The following is a 15,693-nucleotide window of genomic DNA, read 5'->3' as shown; positions in this document are numbered from 1 at the left end:
CGGCAACCGTCACCCTTCTCACACGGTCAGAAGATCTTGATCGGATTGACGATGTCAGCCGTGAGTGTCAGCAACATGAACGCGCCACCGATCACGATGAATACGTAAGTAATCGGAAGGAGTCGCGTGTAGTCGACCGGGCCGCCGGGAATCAAGCCTCGGCGGGCGCGGAACCAATCACGGATCTTCTCGTAGAAGACCACCGCGATGTGACCGCCGTCGAGCGGCAACAGCGGCAGGATGTTGAAAACACCGAGGAAGAAGTTGATCGATGCGAGCAGTCCGACGAACATCGGCCACTCGGCTCGATCTGCGGCCTCGCCACCGATCACGCTGGCACCGACCACGCTGATCGGTGTGTCCTGGGCGCGTTCGCCGCCCGTGATCGACTCCCACAGAGCCCCCACCTTCGACGGAATGTCAGCCAACGCCTTCACCGAGTCGACCATGATCTGGCCGGTGTAGTCGAAGGCTGCCGGAACAGCCGTGAGAGCGTTGTACTCGACCAGCGCCGAGCCCGGTCCACCGATTCCGACAGCGGATACTTCCTGCTTCACGGGAACGCCACTGGCCGAGTTCACATATCGCTGGACTCGTTCGGGCACGACCGTGATCGACAAGGCCTCTCCGTCGCGATCAACCGACAACACGATCGGACCATCCACACCTCGAATAGCTGCTGCCACCTCAGGGAAGGTGCTCGTCGACTTTCCGTCGACTGCGGTGATCCGATCTCCCGATTGCAGGCCCGCATCTCCCGCGGGGCCCCCACCCGAGCACTCTGTCAGCTCGAAGTTGCCGTCCTGGCCCAGCTGATCGGGGGCCACACACGTGACCTCTTGGACCACTGGCTGAGCGGGCTCAGTTCGGCCCCAGCCGAGAAGCAATGCGTAGATCAGGAGGAACCCGAGAATGAAGTTCATCGCGATACCGCCGGACATGACGACGACGCGCTTCCACGCCGCCTTCTTGTACATCGCGTGCGGCTCTTCTTCAGGCGTCATCTCGTCGAGGGCCGTCATGCCCGCGATGTCGCAGAATCCGCCCAGCGGCAGCGCCTTGAGGCCGTACTCGGTCTCACCTCGACGGAACGAGAAGATCTTCGGTCCGAAGCCGATGTAGTAGCGGCGAACCTTCATTCCCAAAGCCTTGGCCGTCCACATGTGACCGGCTTCGTGCAGGGCGATGGACACGCCGATGCCGAGGGCAAACAGCACTACGCCCAGTGCAAAAACCATGAAAGCTCTAGCCCTCCTGCTTCACGAGCTGACGCGCTCGTGTGCGTGCCCAGCCGTCTGCGGCCAGAACGTCGTCCACGGTAACCGGTTCTGCGGACCATTGACCTGCATCGTCGAGAACAGCAGCCACCGTGCGGACGATCGCCGGGAAGGAAATGACACCGTCGAGGAATGCCTGAGCCGCCACTTCGTTGGCCGCGTTGTAGATCGCGGTGAAGCAACCTCCGGATTTTCCTGCGCTTCGCGCCAGATCGACGGCTGGGAACACCGACGAATCGAGCGGCTCGAATTCCCAGGTGGAGGCGGTGGTGAAGTCGCATGCCGACGCCGCACCTTCGATGCGGTCCGGCCAGCCTAGAGCGAGAGCGATCGGGAGCTTCATGTCCGGCGGGCTTGCCTGCGCCAGCGTCGACCCGTCGAAGAAGGTGACCATGGAATGCACGATCGACTGCGGGTGCACGGTGACGTCGATGCGGTCGTAGTCGATCCCGAACAGCAGGTTCGTCTCGATCAGCTCGAGGCCCTTGTTGACCAGAGTTGCCGAATTGAGGGTGTTCATGGGCCCCATCGACCAGGTGGGGTGCGCTTTTGCCTGAGCTGGATTCACACTTTCGAGATCCTCGGCGCTCCAGCCACGGAACGGCCCACCCGAAGCGGTGAGAACCAACCGGGCCACCTCGTCGCCTGTTCCACCACGTAGGCACTGGGCAAGCGCCGAATGCTCCGAGTCGACCGGCACGATCTGACCGGGGGCGGCGGCTTTCGTCACCAGCGCTCCGCCGGCGACAAGCGATTCCTTGTTCGCCAGCGCCAGGCGCGCTCCTGAGTTCAAAGCCGCCAGTGTCGGTTCGAGTCCCAAAGAACCGACGAGCGCATTGAGGACAACATCGGCACCGCTGTCCCGAACCAGTTCCGTCACGGCGCTCGGTCCCGAACGGGCGGTTACCGATTCCAGCGCCGATGCCGCTGCAGGATCGGCGACGGCGACGTCCGTGACGCCGGTTGCACGAATCTGTTCGGCCAACAACTCGACGTTGTTGCCGCCCGCTGCAAGACCGACTACTTCGAAACGGTCGGGGTTGGCAGCGATGACCTCCAGCGCTTGGGTACCGATCGAACCGGTACTGCCGAGGAGGAGGACGCGGGTACGTGTGGTTTCCTGCACTCGCCCATTGTTCCTGATAACACCTGAGAACAACCTTATCGACGCCCAACTACGTACGACAGGCAGTCGTATGTCACCATATTGGGCAGTAGTGCAACCGAATGAGCAGGAGGATCGACCGTGGCCGATACCCAGTTGGACGTCAAGTCCAGCGCCCCCGTCGTGGTCTCGCACGTCGATGAGGCCGAGGTTCCCTCTGCCGCATGGGGGTGGAGTGGTGAAGGACTCAAGTTTTTCCGTTTCCTCGGATGGTTCTTCGCAATATTCCTGCTTCTGATGATGATCGGAAACCATCACGGCAAGGTCGAGGATCTGTGGCTCATCGGCACCGCCGGATTGATGATCTTCATTCTGGTCCGCGACATCGTCATCCGTCGCCGCCCGCGCTAGAAACCTGACAAAGAGAAGGCCTCCACGAACGAAAGTTCGTGGAGGCCTTCTCTTTACGTGTTTCAGGCCTGGAACGCTTCAGTTCTCGGCTGCCAGCTGGCCACAGGCTGCGGCGATTTCCTGACCGCGCGTATCGCGCACCGTGCACGAGACGCCCTGGGCGATGACCCGACGCACGAACTCACGCTCGACGTCCTTGGGGCTCGCGTCCCACTCGCTGCCCGGAGTCGGGTTGAGCGGAATCAGGTTGACGTGCACCAACCCGCCGAGTGCTTTCTTCAGCTTCTTGCCCAGCATGTCCGCACGCCACGGCTGATCGTTGACGTTCTTGATCATCGCGTATTCGATTGACACACGACGACCGGTCTTGTCTGCGTAGTACCGGGCAGCCTGAAGTACCTCCGACACTGACCAGCGATTGTTGACCGGGACAAGAGTGTCGCGCAGTTCGTCGTCCGGTGTGTGCAGCGATACCGCCAGCGTGACGCTCAGGCCTTCGTCAGCGAGCTTGCGGATAGCGGGAGCGAGGCCGACGGTCGAGACCGTGACGGACCGCTGAGACAGGCCGAGGCCGTCGGGTGCAGGCGAGGTGATCCGTCGTACCGCTGCCACCACGCGCTTGTAGTTCGCCAAAGGCTCGCCCATACCCATGAACACGACGTTCGAGAGGCGTCCGGGGCCGCCGGCAACTTCACCGTCGCGCATGGCAGCCGCTGCCTCGCGAACCTGATCGACGATCTCGGCGGTCGAGAGGTTGCGGTCGAGGCCGCCCTGACCCGTCGCACAGAACGGGCAGGCCATTCCGCAGCCTGCCTGACTCGAGATGCAAAGTGTTGCCCGGTCGGGATAGCGCATCAAGACGCTTTCGAGCAGCGTTCCGTCATGTGCCTTCCACAGGGTCTTGCGAGTGTCGCCCGAATCGCACGCGAGGTGCTTGATCGGGGTCAACAAGGTCGGGAACAGCGACTCCCCAACCTTCTCGCGCACCGATGCGGGGAGATCGGTCATCTTCTCCGGATCGGCTTCCAGCCGCGCGTAGTACTGACGCGCCAGCTGATCGGCCCGGAAAGCCGGAAGGCCGAGCTCTTTCACCGCTTCTTTGCGCTCGGCGGAATCGAGATCGGCGAGGTGCCGTGGAGGCATTCCGCGCTTGGGTGCAGTGAAAACGAGGGGAAGAGAGGCAGCCATAGTTACACCATTGTCCCATTGTTTTGGGGTGCTACCCCACTGCCACCCGATTGTGGCCGGATTACCCGTGCAACTTCGCGCAGGTTGAGTGATGATCATGTCATGTCAACCACACCAGAGGATCCGTCGAATTCCCCCGTGTACGGCCCAGCCGACGGTTTCGGCCCCGATCCGGAACTTCCGAAGGTGGACGAGAACAAGGCAGTGGAAAAACACGATCCGGAACCGACACCGACGCCTGAACCGGTGCCGACCGGAACGTCGGTCACCGACCGAACCAGGGCTGCGACGACCTGGGTTGGCCTGGTCATAGGCGCAATTGTGCTGATCTTACTGCTGGTGTTCATCCTGCAGAACCTCGAGAGCGTCTCCGTCAAGATCCTCGCCTGGCAGATCGACTTTCCGCTCGGAATCACGATCCTGCTTTCCGCCATCGCGGGCGCGTTGATCATGGCGTTGGCAGGTGGCGTTCGCATCATTCAGATCCGGCGCGCAGCGAAGCGGCAGATGTGACTGAAATCTAGTTACGCAATTGGGTCGATCGATGGGCCAGCAGGCATCATTGATGTCGTGGAAATCACCGGAAAGGCCCTGATGTGACTACTCACATGGAGAGACCTGTGACCTCGCGAATTGCCCCGCAGCAGGCAAGATCCTGGCTCCTCGTCCCCGCGTCCAAACCGGACACCTTCGACGCCGCACTCGCGAGTGCGGCCGACGCCGTCATTCTCGACCTCGAGGATGCCGTCACCGCACCCAACAAACCAGCTGCCCGCCGCGATGTCGCCGCATTCCTGAGCGAACACAATAACGCCTGGGTTCGGATCAACGACGCCACGACACCGTTCTGGGAAGAGGATCTGGCCGTACTCGCGGGCCTCCCCGGACTCGAGGGTGTCATGCTCGCAAAGACCGAAAGCGGTCAGCAGGCCGACGCCACGGCCGAGCGACTTCCCGACGGCACCAAGATTCTTGCTCTCGTCGAATCCGCGGTGGGACTCGAGGCTGCGCCCGAGATCGCACGCACTGACGGCATCTTCCGTCTCGCATTCGGCAGCGGCGACTTCCGGCGCGACACTGGGATGGACGACTCCCCCACGTCGATGTCGTACCCGCGTTCGCGGCTCACCATCGCCAGCCGCGCGGCACGCATCGCTCCGCCGATCGACGGTCCCACGCTCGGCCCCGATCTGGATCTGCTCGCCCGAGACTGTGCGATCACCTTGTCACTCGGCATGGCCGGCAAACTCTGCATGACCACCGCGCAGACTGCCCCCGTCAACGCGGGACTGAGTCCCTCCGTGGCCGACGCGATCTGGGCTCAGAATGTCATCGACGATCTCGGCGAAGACGGCTCACGCGTGCGCGACGGCAGCGACCTGCCCAAGCTTGCCAAGGCCAAGAAGATTCACAAGCTGGCCACCCTGTTCCACATCCCCACCGATCACTGATTTTTTTACTACTGAATCGGTGCAGAAAACGTCAGGCGCTCAAGTCGGAGCGCCTGACGTTCGTCTTTTGGGCCCGCCCTCACGCAAGTTCGAGCGATCGTGGTTTGGATCGAACATGGATCCGGTATCGCACCGAGAAGGCAAGCCCTGTTACTTGCGAGAACGCACGCTCGGCAGTCTTCTCGGTGAATTCGATTCCGAGCACCCGCCGCATATCGTCTCGATTCTCGAACTCCCACCGGGTGTCGACGCGCGTGAGCGAGAATCCTTGAGCCTCGAAGAACGCTTCGACCGCCGCGGGATCGTATTTGGGCAGATCCGCCCTCATCCACTCCCCGTACGGGCCGGCGCTCACATCGAGATCCACGATCAGCAGGGCTCCCCCGGGCCTCAGGATGCGCATTGCTTCACGAATTCCCGGGCCGCAGCCTTTTCCGAAGAAGTACGCCGTACGGGCATGGACGAGATCGACTGAAGCATCCACCAGACCCGTGGACTCTGCTGAACCCTGGACTACGTCGATCGACGCCGAATCGCGGGTTCGTTCCCGCGCGGCCTTCACCAGCGGTGCGTGCGGCTCCACTCCGACAACACGACGGGCAGTACGAGCGAACTCCGGTAGATGGAACCCCGCCCCACAGCCGACATCGACGACATCGCGTCCAGTCCAGTCGACCCGGGCTCGCATCGCCGCCCAGAGGGAACCGTCGACGTCCTGCGCGCGGTTCTCGATTTCGTACACGTCCGGCCAATGCCAGATGTTCGGACTGGGGATCGGCTTGGAACGGCCTGAGAAGAAATCACGCACGAGAAATCAGACGAGTGCGTACAGAATCAGCCAGGTGACAAATGCCGACGGCAGGAGTGAATCCAGGCGGTCCATAATTCCGCCGTGGCCGGGAAGCAAGGTTCCCATGTCCTTGATGCCGAGTTCACGCTTGATCTGCGATTCGATCAGGTCGCCGACCGTCGCGACTACCACCAGGACGACACCGAGCAGGACGCCGATCATCGAATTCGCGTCGAGGATCAACGTCACCGAAAGCAAACTGCCGATGACGCAGAAAATGAGGGAGCCGACGAATCCCTCCCAGGACTTCTTCGGGCTCACAGCGGGCACCATCGGATGCTTCCCGAACAGCACTCCAGCCGCGTAGCCGCCGATGTCGGAGCACACGACACCGATCATCAAGACGAAGACGCGACCGGGGCCGTCGTCTTCGAGCACCATCAACGCACCGAATGACGCCAACAGCGGGATCCACGCCAGAACGAACACCGTGATGGAGGTGTCTCGCAGGAAGTTCTTCGGGGTCGCTTTGAGCCCGTGGTCGAACAACCGCCACACCATGCACACCAGGACGGTTGCGGTGAATCCGCTGAGCACCCCGACCGGTCCCCACGGCCAGCCGAGCCAGATCGTGGCTTGCCCGCCGACGAGAAGCGGAATTCGCGGCACCTCGATGTCGGCTTCACGAAGCCGCGTGGTGACCTCCCACGTCGCGATGAACATCGCGATCGCAACGACGGCGATCCATCCGGGGGGCAGGAAGATCAAAGTGCCGATGACCAAGGCGCCGAGGCCAGCTCCGACGCCGATGGCGGCAGGTAGGTTCCTGCCCGCCTTCGACTTCGGCGGTTGCGCGCCCTCAGCGCCGCCCGTAGGCCCGTCCGTGACGGGACCACCGGCGGTTCCCTCTTGTGCGTGCACCCAAACTCCCTGATCTACTCCCGACGACAAACACTGCAAATGAGGAGGCTATACCTCCATCAACTCTGCTTCCTTGTGCTTGACGAGTTCCTCGACCGTGTGCACGTACTTCGCCGTGGTCTTGTCGAGTTCTTTCTCTGCGCGACCGACCTCGTCCTCGCCGGCTTCACCGTCCTTCTGGATCCGGCCGAGTTCGTCCATCGCCTTGCGGCGGATGTTGCGCAGCGTGACCTTGGAATCCTCGCCCTTGGACTTGGCCTGCTTCACCAGTTCACGTCGACGCTCTTCCGTGAGCTGCGGAACCGAAATGCGGATGATGCTGCCGTCGTTGGACGGGTTCACCCCGAGATCCGAGTTGCGGATCGCCGTCTCGATCGCGTTGAGCTGCGAAGCCTCGTACGGCTTGACGATGACCATGCGGGCCTCGGGGACGTTGATGCTCGCGAGCTGCGTGATCGGCGTGATCGAACCGTAGTAGTCGATCACGATGCGCGAGAACATACCGGGGTTCGCGCGTCCGGTGCGAACCGAGCCGAGATCGTCCTTGGCTACCGTGACAGCCTTTTCCATCTTCTCTTCTGCCTCGAAGAGCGCTTCATCGATCACGGCTGTTCCTCCATGTTGTTCTGCATCATTTTTTGGGTGTCACTCACGACTTGATCAGGGTGCCGATCTTCTCACCGGACACCGCGCGAGCGATGTTTCCTTCGGTGAGGAGGTTGAACACCATCATCGGCATCGAGTTGTCCATGCACAGGCTGAATGCCGTCGCGTCCGCGACCTTGAGCTCACGTTCGATGACCTCACGGTGCGTGATCTGTTCGTACATCGTCGCGTCCGGATCGAGACGCGGGTCGGCCGAGTAGACGCCGTCGACAGCCTTGGCCATCAGCACTACCTCGGCACCGATCTCCAGCGCGCGCTGCGCAGCAGTGGTGTCAGTCGAGAAGTAGGGCATACCCATCCCGGCACCGAAGATGACTACGCGCCCCTTCTCGAGGTGCCTGCGTGCGCGAAGGGGGAGGTACGGCTCGGCGACCTGGCCCATGGTGATGGCCGTCTGCACGCGAGAATCGACGCCCGCCTTCTCCAGGAAATCCTGCAGAGCGAGGCAGTTCATGACGGTGCCTAGCATGCCCATGTAGTCGGAGCGCGCGCGATCGAGGCCACGCTGCTGCAGTTCCGCTCCGCGGAAGAAGTTTCCGCCGCCGATGACCACTGCAACCTGTACGCCCGATCGAACGACCTCTGCGATCTGCTCAGCCACCTTGGTGACCACGTCGGGATCGAGACCGACTTTGCCGCCTCCGAACATTTCGCCGCCGAGTTTGAGCAGGACCCGCTTGAATCCTGGACGTTCGTTGGCTGGTTCGGACATTGTTCTCCTCAGTTCGATACAAGACCTTGTAGGTCCTTCATTCTTCTTCTGCCGCCGAATCGGACACCGCGGCATAGGAAAGCCCCCGGGACTCGTCCCGAGGCACTCTCATCCTGCCTCATCGGAGGCCCCAGGTACACGTAGACCCCGCCGGTAGAGCAAATGCTCTTCAGGCGGGGTCCATGTGTGCGGGCTCCGAATTAAGCGGAGGCGCCGACCTCGAAACGCACGAAGCGCTTGATGGTCACGCCTGCCTCGTCGAGGATCGCCTTGACGGTCTTCTTGGAGTCCGTGACCGAAGACTGCTCGGTCAGAACGACGTCCTTGAAGTAACCGTTGACGCGGCCTTCGATGATCTTCGGCAGTGCCTGCTCGGGCTTGCCTTCTGCGCGGGCGGTCTCTTCGGCGATGTGACGCTCGGAAGCGACGATCTCCTCGGGAACCTCGTCACGCGTGACGTACTTCGCCTTGAGTGCTGCGACCTGCATTGCAGCGCCGCGAGCGGCCTCAGCAGCAGCATCGCCTTCACCGGTGTACTCGACGAGAACGCCGACAGCGGGCGGCAAGTCGGAGCTGCGCTTGTGCAGGTAAACGGCAACGGGGCCGTCGAAGGAAGCGACGCGGCTCAGTTCGAGCTTCTCACCGATCTTCGCGGACTGCTCCGCAATGACGGTGTCGATGGTCTTGCCGTCGAGCTCGAGCGCCTTGAGAGCGTCGAGGTCAGCAGGCTTACCAGCAGCAGCGACGGTCACGATCTCGTCGGCCAGCTTGATGAACTCGTCGTTCTTGGCGACGAAGTCGGTCTCGCAGTTGATCTCGATCATGACGCCGTCCTTGGCGACGACGAGACCCTCAGCAGTGGTGCGCTCTGCGCGCTTTCCGACATCCTTCGCGCCCTTGATGCGCAGCTGCTCGACGGCCTTGTCGAAATCGCCGTCTGCATCTGCGAGTGCGTTCTTACATGCCATCATTCCGGAGCCGGTGAGCTCACGGAGCCGCTTGACGTCAGCGGCGGTGTAGTTCGCCATGATTAGCGAGCCTCCTCATGTGTCTGTTTCGGACCTAGGACTAACGGTGAAGCACGGCCTGACGGTGGTGCTCGGGCCTAACGGTGAAACGGCCCTGACCAAAAGAACTCTTGGTCAGGGCCGGTTTCAACGAATCAGGCCTCGGTGGCCGGTGCCTCTGCGGCGGGGGCTGCCTCAGCCTCTGCAGCCGGAGCTGCCTCAGCCTCTGCGGCCGGAGCTGCCTGCGAGAGCAGTTCCTGCTCCCACTCGGCGAGGGGCTCGCCTGCGCCGGCTTCGGGCTTCGCGTCCTTGTCGGCGCTCAGTCCTGCACGTGCCTGCACACCTTCGGCAACCGCGGAAGCGACAACCTTGGTCAGCAGTGCTGCGGAACGGATGGCGTCGTCGTTGCCCGGGATCGGGTAGTCGACGAGGTCGGGGTCGCAGTTGGTGTCCAGGATCGCGATGACCGGGATGTTCAGCTTGCGAGCCTCGGCAACTGCCAGGTGCTCCTTGTTGGTGTCGACGATCCACACCGCGGAAGGAACCTTGGCCATGTCGCGGATACCACCGAGGGTGCGATCCAGCTTGGTCATCTCACGCGTGAGCATGAGGATTTCCTTCTTGGTGCGACCTTCGAATCCACCGGTCTGCTCCATTGCCTCGAGCTCCTTGAGGCGAAGCAGACGCTTGTGAACGGTGGTGAAGTTGGTGAGCATGCCGCCGAGCCAACGCTGGTTGACGTAGGGCATTCCGACGCGAGTCGCTTCGGAAGCGATGGACTCCTGCGCCTGCTTCTTGGTACCGACGAAGAGAACGGTGCCGCCGTGGGCAACGGTCTCCTTGACGAACTCGTACGCCTTGTCGATGTACGTCAGCGTCTGCTGGAGGTCGATGATGTAGATGCCGTTGCGGTCGGTCAAGATGAATCGCTTCATCTTCGGGTTCCAGCGACGGGTCTGATGTCCGAAGTGGGTTCCACTATCGAGCATCTGCTTCATGGTTACGACAGCCATGGCTGTGTACCTCAAACTTTCAATCCGGTTGATGCAGGCGATCGGGTGATCCCTGCCCTGGCACCCGCACGGCCGTCGGACCTGTTTCGTGAGAACCAGGACCAGCCGAGGCCGGAAAACGTGCGCGGGCGCGCGAAGTCGGACTGTGCGAGCACAGACCGCTCGACAAGTGTACGTCCTCGTCCCCCGATGCCATAACCACCCCGGTAGCAACAGACCGAACCGGCGGTTGTGGATCGGCGGCTACCTTGTGGATTACCCGTCTGATCTGCATTGAAGCGTGCGCTACTCCACGCAAGATCAAGGAATGACGATCTTGCGCGGAGCTCGACGAGGCGTGGTATTTGCCGTGATCTCCTGCTGTGTCGCCGTAGGCACGGCGTCAGCAGACACGCGATTCGACTGGCCGCTCGCTCCTCGGCCGCACGTGGAACGCGCTTTCGACAAACCGGCCGAGAACTGGCTGCCGGGTCATCGCGGGGTCGATCTCGGCGGCAGCGCCGGCCAATCCGTACTCGCGGCCGGCGACGGCATCGTGGTGTTCGCGGGAGTGGTCGCCGGAAAGCCGACGGTGTCGATCGATCATTCCGGCGGCCTACGCACGACCTACGAACCCGTCACCGCAGTCGTTCGCACAGGTGAACGCGTCGCAGCCAGGTCAGTGATCGGAACCCTCGAAACCGGGCACGAAGGGTGCGCTGTCGAAGCATGTTTGCACTGGGGCTTGCGCAGAGGACGCGAGTATCTCGATCCACTCGGACTGGTTCGGTTGCAACCGCTCAGGCTCAAGCCATTGAAAGGAGGCTGATCGGTCGCAGAAATCGGTCGCAGAATCAGTGCCACTCGGAGACGGCGTGCCGACCCACAGCGTCCGCGAAGTCGTCGGCCACCATCGCTGCCAGTTCCATGAACGCTCGTCTGGTGGCCGGTCGCATCAATTCGAGGTCCATCACCGACCCCTCCGCGAGATGCTCGTCGAAAGGAATGACCTCGACGGCGCGGCATCGACGCATGAAATAGTCCACCAACGCGTCCATGTCGATGACGCTCGACCCTGGTCGGGCGGCGCTGATGACGACGACGGTCCGCTCGACCAGATGGCCGTATCCGTGCAACTGAAGCCAATCGAGCGTTGCCGCCGCACTGCGCGCTCCGTCGATTGCCGGCGAACTGACCAGAACCAACGAATTGGCAAGATCGAGAACGCCGTTCATCGCCGAGTGCATGATCCCGGTACCGCAATCAGTGAGGATGATGTTGTAGTAGACCTGCAAGATGTCGATGACCTGGCGATAGTCGGCCTCGCTGAATGCCTCCGAAATCGCCGGATCCTGCTCACTCGCCAGCACCTCGAGACGACTCGACGACTGGGATGTGTGCACTCGAACGTCCGAATAGCTCTTTATGTCCGGTCTAGCAGCAATCAGATCGCGCACTGTCGAATTGGTCTGCAGCGGAACACGTTGTGCCAAAGTCCCGAAATCGGGATTGGCGTCAACCGCCACGACGCAGTCACCACGCAGCGAAGCAAACGTCGCACCGAGTCCGACCGTGACCGTCGTCTTGCCCACGCCGCCTTTGAGCGAGAGCAGAGCGACTCGGTAGTCGTTGCGGATCGGCTGCTCGATTCGGGCGGCCAGTGCACGGTTGCGCTGTTCGTTGGTCGAATCCCCCAGATTGACCACACCTCCGGTCGCACGATGCAATCCCCTACGCCAGCCGCCACGCGGCGTCCGTTTCGGGCGTTTCAGTAAAGCTTCGGCAACCAGATCCTGGTTTGTCACCTGCTGTTGGCTCGACGGTGGCGGTGGCGTGGACCAGACCTCTTGCAGTCGCGCCACAGGCTCCGGCGTCGGCGCCGGCTCGGGAGCCGGTTGCGGCGATTCGGACAGCCAGGCTGGTTGGCCGCTGTTCGGCAGGTGCTTCACATCTTGGCGGTTCACGAATCCCCCGGATATCGCATGTAATCGAGTGTCTCGATACGACGATCGAACTTTGCCGATTGTTCACTCTTCTGAGCTGCGACGCTACCAAATACCAGCCGAGAACTCGCGTCGCTCCACAAATCAGGCGCGCGGATGGGCCTGATCGTGGACGGATCGAAGCCGTTCGACCGACACGTGCGTGTACAGCTGAGTGGTCGCCAAACTCGCATGACCGAGGAGTTCTTGGACCACACGAAGGTCCGCACCACCCTCCAGCAAATGTGTCGCAGCCGAGTGCCGAAGCCCGTGCGGACCCATGTCGGGAGCCCCTGGAATTGCAGCCATGGTTTCGTGGACCACCGAACGCGCCTGACGCTGATCGAGCCGGCCGCCTCGAACTCCGAGGAGCAACGCTCGCCCGGACCGATCCGAACACAGCGCGGGTCGTCCGTGCTCCAGCCAGCCGTTCAGTGCCGATTCTGCGGGCAGGCCGTATGGCACCGACCGCTCCTTGTTCCCCTTGCCGAGAACACGAAGCAATCGTCGATCGGCATCGACCGACTCGACGTCCAGTCCACACAACTCGCCGACGCGAATTCCGGTGGAGTACAACAATTCCACGATGAGTCGGTCTCGCAGAGCGAGCGGCTCTTGTTGCTGCGCACCGCTTTCCGCCGCATCCATTGCGTCGAGGGCCTGGCTCTGACGCAGCACCGTCGGCAGCGTCCGGCGAGCTGGTGGAGCCGCCAGACGTGTGCCCGGGTCGACGGAAATGCGTCCGGTCTGCGCGAGCCACGCAGTGAACCCACGCGCCGAAGAAGCCCGTCGAGCTACCGTCGTACGGGCTGTTCCTACGGCATTCTGGGCGGCCAACCACGAACGCATGACACTTAGGTCGAGGCGGTCGAGATCTGCATTCTCCGAACCCGCGGAGAAATGGGTCAGCAATGCCCGCGCGTCACCGACGTAGGCGCGGATCGTGTGTTCCGACCGGCCTCGGCTCAGTCGGAGGTGCTCGGCATACGCATCGAGGTGAACGCTCAAGCTCGCCGGCAATGCGTCAGTCATGAACACACGCTCGCTCGCCGCGATTGAAACTGCAAGCTCCCTCGCCGATAGGGTTGATCGGTGAATCGAGCAATTCCTCTGAAGATGTTGTGCGTACTGGCACTGATTTCCGCAATCGCTCCACTGTCCATCGACATGTACCTGCCCGGCCTACCGTTGATGGCGGATGCACTCGACACTACTGCGGCCAGCGTTCAGCTCACGCTGACCACCTTCATGGCAGGCCTCGGAATCGGCCAGCTGATCATCGGTCCGATCTCCGACGGACTTGGCAGGCGACGAATACTGCTGGCCGCGACAATCATCACGGCACTGAGCGGCGCGGCATGCGCGGTGGCGCCGAACATCGAGTTTCTCATCGGTGCACGACTCGTCCAGGGCTTGAGTGGAGGCGCCGCCATCGTTCTTGCCCGCGCTTGTATTGCCGACCGAGCGCGCGGCGACGACGCAGCGAAGCTCTTCAGCATCATGATGATCATCGGCGGTATCGCTCCCGTCGTCGCGCCACTGATCGGCGGCGCACTTCTCGGCCCCGTCGGATGGCGCGGAATCTTCTGGGTCCTGGCTGTCGCGGGCGCCGTGATGGTGGCTGGTGTCGTTTTGCTCGTTCCCGAGACACTTCCGCCCGAGCGACGCCACGGCGGCGGATTGAAGGCCCTGATCTCGAATCTGCGATACGTGGTCCGCAATCGGCACTACCTCGGATATGCGCTCGCATTCGTCTTCGGATTCGGCGCCTTGTTCGCGTACATCTCCGCGTCACCGTTCGTCGTTCAGAACGTTCTCGGACTGAGTCCGTCACAATTCTCGATCGTGTTCGCAGTGAACGCCACCGGAATGGTCACGGCAGCGATGATCACCACTCGCCTGCTCGGTCGCGTCGGAGCACGCACGCTGCTGCGTTTCGGCGTGTGCCTACTCCTCATGGGCGGCGCCGTATTGTTCTGCACCAGCGTGGTTTTCAGTTCCACGAATACCTGGTTGATCTTGGTCCCACTGTTGGTGGCAATTTCGAGCATCGGGTTCATCATGGGCAATGCGACCGCTCTCGCCCAAGGAGAGGTCACCAACGCGGCCGGGACCGGTTCAGCGCTGATGGGAGCGGGCCAGTTCGGCTTGGCGGCGCTGGTTTCGCCGTTGGTGGGAATTGCGGGAGAAGACACGGCAGTTCCGATGGCAATCGCAATTCCCACCTTCGGAGTTCTTGCGGCCGTTGCGCTCGTGTTGCTGACTCGCGGCACGGCCGCCGCGAGTTAGTTTTCGGCCGCAGCGAGTTCGGACTTCCAGACCCGGAAGCCCTCTTCGGTGCGACCACGACGCCAATAGCCGGAAATAGAAGCGGCCGACGCCGGGACATTTCGTTCCTTGCGAATGTACGGCCGGAGGTTGTGCATGACGGCTTGCGCTTCACCGTGAATGAACACGTGCGGTTCGCCCGGCAACCACTCGAGCGCCTTGACCGCGGCGACAACCGGAGCGTTGTCGCCCGCCAATTCTTCGCCGACCGCGTCGGACGATGCCCCGCGATGCAGCCAGGTCACGGCAATACCTTCTGGGGCATCGAGCGCGATTTCGTCTTCCGGTCCCCCGACCTCGACGACGGCGTAGCCGACCGCATTCGGCGCCAATCGCGCTATCGACGCGGAAATAGCGGGTATTGCGGTCTCGTCTCCGACGAAGAGATACCAATCAGCGGTTGGTGACGGCAAAAACGCGCCACCGGGTCCCCGCAGAGTAATCTCAGCGCCCGGCTGAACTGACGCGGCCCAAGGACCTGCGACACCCATGTCGCCGTGGACGACAAAATCGATTGCAATCTCTTTGGCATCAAGATCGTACGAACGAATCGTGTAGGTGCGCAGTGTCGGCTGATCAGGAGTGCCGAATTCGATCTTTACATAGGAATCGCTGTATTCGCTGGGAGTGAACGACTCGAAGCCTGGTCCCCCGAGAAACACTCGTACCATATGGGGGGTCAATTGTTCGGTCCGCAGAACCGTCAATGCAGTTGTCGGCTTGGCCACAGAAAGATCCTTCCGAAAGTTAGTGTTACCTAACTAATGTACACGACAATTGCAGCACGAGGGCGAAATACCTCGCCGGCGACTCCACATAGCGCTCTGTCGACCTTTGTGCAGAGCGAAAGAAACCGACCAATC

The 15,693-nt window shown here is 62.0% G+C and carries 17 protein-coding genes; 5 read left to right on the top strand and 12 right to left on the bottom strand.

Annotated elements, in window-relative coordinates; all coding sequences use genetic code 11:
* Positions 1–26: 26 nt before the first annotated feature.
* Both RHP72_RS12260 and dxr read right to left on the bottom strand, forming a co-directional pair.
* Complete coding sequence (locus RHP72_RS12260; protein ID WP_030535658.1) at positions 27–1,238, bottom strand: RIP metalloprotease; 1,212 nt, start codon at positions 1,236–1,238, stop codon at positions 27–29.
* Between the two features lie 7 nt (positions 1,239–1,245).
* The gene (gene dxr, locus RHP72_RS12255) at positions 1,246–2,403 is read right to left on the bottom strand and encodes a 1-deoxy-D-xylulose-5-phosphate reductoisomerase (RefSeq protein WP_054187754.1); all 1,158 of its coding nucleotides are present in this window, start codon (positions 2,401–2,403) and stop codon (positions 1,246–1,248) included.
* Between the two features lie 120 nt (positions 2,404–2,523).
* Between dxr and RHP72_RS12250 the strand changes: the two genes are divergently transcribed.
* Positions 2,524–2,793, top strand: coding sequence for a DUF2631 domain-containing protein (locus RHP72_RS12250; RefSeq protein ID WP_003942762.1), 270 nt, complete (start codon positions 2,524–2,526; stop codon positions 2,791–2,793).
* 78 nt (positions 2,794–2,871) lie between these two features.
* Here the strand turns inward: RHP72_RS12250 and rlmN are convergent, their stop codons facing one another.
* Complete coding sequence (gene rlmN / locus RHP72_RS12245; protein WP_003942816.1) at positions 2,872–3,981, bottom strand: 23S rRNA (adenine(2503)-C(2))-methyltransferase RlmN; 1,110 nt, start codon at positions 3,979–3,981, stop codon at positions 2,872–2,874.
* A gap of 102 nt (positions 3,982–4,083) precedes the next feature.
* On the opposite strand from rlmN, the gene RHP72_RS12240 reads away from it, so the two are divergent.
* Positions 4,084–4,494 carry a lipopolysaccharide assembly LapA domain-containing protein gene (locus RHP72_RS12240; protein WP_073512295.1) on the top strand — a complete coding sequence of 137 codons (411 nt, stop codon included), beginning with the start codon at positions 4,084–4,086 and terminating at the stop codon, positions 4,492–4,494.
* Positions 4,495–4,589: 95 nt separating this feature from the next.
* Complete coding sequence (locus tag RHP72_RS12235; protein WP_311094722.1) at positions 4,590–5,432, top strand: CoA ester lyase; 843 nt, start codon at positions 4,590–4,592, stop codon at positions 5,430–5,432.
* A gap of 79 nt (positions 5,433–5,511) precedes the next feature.
* On the opposite strand, the gene RHP72_RS12230 is transcribed toward RHP72_RS12235, so the two are convergent.
* The 6 genes from RHP72_RS12230 to rpsB all read right to left on the bottom strand — a co-directional run bounded on the left by RHP72_RS12230 (position 5,512) and on the right by rpsB (position 10,541).
* Positions 5,512–6,240, bottom strand: a complete 729-nt coding sequence (locus RHP72_RS12230) for a class I SAM-dependent methyltransferase (RefSeq protein WP_030535661.1) — start codon at positions 6,238–6,240, stop codon at positions 5,512–5,514.
* 6 nt (positions 6,241–6,246) lie between these two features.
* A complete protein-coding gene (locus RHP72_RS12225) occupies positions 6,247–7,143 on the bottom strand; it encodes a phosphatidate cytidylyltransferase (RefSeq protein ID WP_003942673.1) in 897 nt (298 codons plus the stop codon).
* A 48-nt stretch (positions 7,144–7,191) separates the two neighbouring features.
* Positions 7,192–7,749, bottom strand: a complete 558-nt coding sequence (frr, locus tag RHP72_RS12220) for a ribosome recycling factor (protein WP_003942777.1) — start codon at positions 7,747–7,749, stop codon at positions 7,192–7,194.
* Positions 7,750–7,792: 43 nt separating this feature from the next.
* Complete coding sequence (gene pyrH, locus RHP72_RS12215) at positions 7,793–8,521, bottom strand: UMP kinase (protein ID WP_003942722.1); 729 nt, start codon at positions 8,519–8,521, stop codon at positions 7,793–7,795.
* A gap of 200 nt (positions 8,522–8,721) precedes the next feature.
* Entirely contained in the window at positions 8,722–9,549 is an 828-nt protein-coding gene (gene tsf / locus RHP72_RS12210) for a translation elongation factor Ts (RefSeq protein ID WP_007734877.1), read from the bottom strand.
* Positions 9,550–9,683: 134 nt separating this feature from the next.
* Complete coding sequence (rpsB, locus tag RHP72_RS12205; RefSeq protein WP_003942709.1) at positions 9,684–10,541, bottom strand: 30S ribosomal protein S2; 858 nt, start codon at positions 10,539–10,541, stop codon at positions 9,684–9,686.
* A 307-nt stretch (positions 10,542–10,848) separates the two neighbouring features.
* Here rpsB and RHP72_RS12200 point away from each other — a divergent pair, with 307 nt between their 5' ends.
* Entirely contained in the window at positions 10,849–11,349 is a 501-nt protein-coding gene (locus tag RHP72_RS12200) for a M23 family metallopeptidase (RefSeq protein ID WP_311094721.1), read from the top strand.
* Positions 11,350–11,374: 25 nt separating this feature from the next.
* Here RHP72_RS12200 and RHP72_RS12195 read toward each other — a convergent pair whose 3' ends face one another.
* Together RHP72_RS12195 and RHP72_RS12190 are read right to left on the bottom strand one after the other, a co-directional pair.
* Positions 11,375–12,484, bottom strand: coding sequence for a MinD/ParA family protein (locus tag RHP72_RS12195; RefSeq protein WP_003942711.1), 1,110 nt, complete (start codon positions 12,482–12,484; stop codon positions 11,375–11,377).
* 123 nt (positions 12,485–12,607) lie between these two features.
* Positions 12,608–13,534, bottom strand: a complete 927-nt coding sequence (locus RHP72_RS12190; protein ID WP_003942767.1) for a tyrosine recombinase XerC — start codon at positions 13,532–13,534, stop codon at positions 12,608–12,610.
* An 84-nt stretch (positions 13,535–13,618) separates the two neighbouring features.
* Here RHP72_RS12190 and RHP72_RS12185 point away from each other — a divergent pair, with 84 nt between their 5' ends.
* Positions 13,619–14,791, top strand: a complete 1,173-nt coding sequence (locus RHP72_RS12185; protein WP_165638371.1) for a multidrug effflux MFS transporter — start codon at positions 13,619–13,621, stop codon at positions 14,789–14,791.
* On the opposite strand, the gene RHP72_RS12180 is transcribed toward RHP72_RS12185, so the two are convergent.
* Entirely contained in the window at positions 14,788–15,558 is a 771-nt protein-coding gene (locus RHP72_RS12180; protein WP_030535667.1) for a siderophore-interacting protein, read from the bottom strand. The two genes, RHP72_RS12185 and RHP72_RS12180, sit on opposite strands and share 4 nt — an antisense overlap.
* Positions 15,559–15,693 lie beyond the last annotated feature (135 nt).

Origin of the sequence: Rhodococcus sp. SG20037, assembly GCF_031763325.1 — a bacterium.
GTDB lineage: Bacteria > Actinomycetota > Actinomycetes > Mycobacteriales > Mycobacteriaceae > Rhodococcus_F > Rhodococcus_F qingshengii.
This window is presented reverse-complemented; position numbering and strand designations above follow the sequence as displayed.